The sequence below is a fragment of the Bacillus sp. ATD genome (genome assembly GCF_050585765.1).
GTDB classification, from domain to species: domain Bacteria; phylum Bacillota; class Bacilli; order Bacillales; family Bacillaceae; genus Bacillus; species Bacillus stercoris.
The window spans coordinates 1-493 of sequence record NZ_JBOBQH010000031.1; the positions used below are offsets into that span (position 1 = coordinate 1).

At 52.1% G+C, this 493-nt stretch carries 1 protein-coding gene; it reads left to right on the top strand.

Annotated elements, in window-relative coordinates; translation table 11 throughout:
• Window positions 1–493: condensation domain-containing protein (locus ACQXR1_RS22165; RefSeq protein ID WP_430772882.1), on the top strand; the 493-nt coding region annotated here is incomplete at both ends.

The following is a 493-nucleotide window of genomic DNA, read 5'->3' on the forward strand; positions in this document are numbered from 1 at the left end:
AAAAAACGGTCCTGTCGGGATTCACGACAACTTCTTTGACCGCGGAGGACATTCCTTAAAAGCAACGGCGCTTGTCTCCCGAATCTCAAAAGAATTCGATGTACAGGTGCCGCTGAAAGATGTGTTTGCCCATCCTACGATAGAAGGACTGGCTTCTGTTATCCGTGAAGGAACGGACAGTCCATATGAAGCAATAAAACCGACGGAACAGCGTGAGACCTATCCGGTTTCATCTGCCCAAAAGCGGATCTATGTCCTTCAGCAGCTGGAGGACGGAGGGACAGGCTACAATATGCCGGCTGTATTAGAACTGGAAGGGAAGCTTGATCCAGAAAGGCTGGACAGGGCTTTCAAAGAGCTGATCAAGCGCCACGAATCGCTGCGGACCTCCTTTGAACAGGATGGAGGCGGTGAGCCGGTGCAGCGCATCCATGACGAGGTGCCGTTCACATTACAGACGACAGTTCTCGGCGATCAAACTGAACAGGAGGCC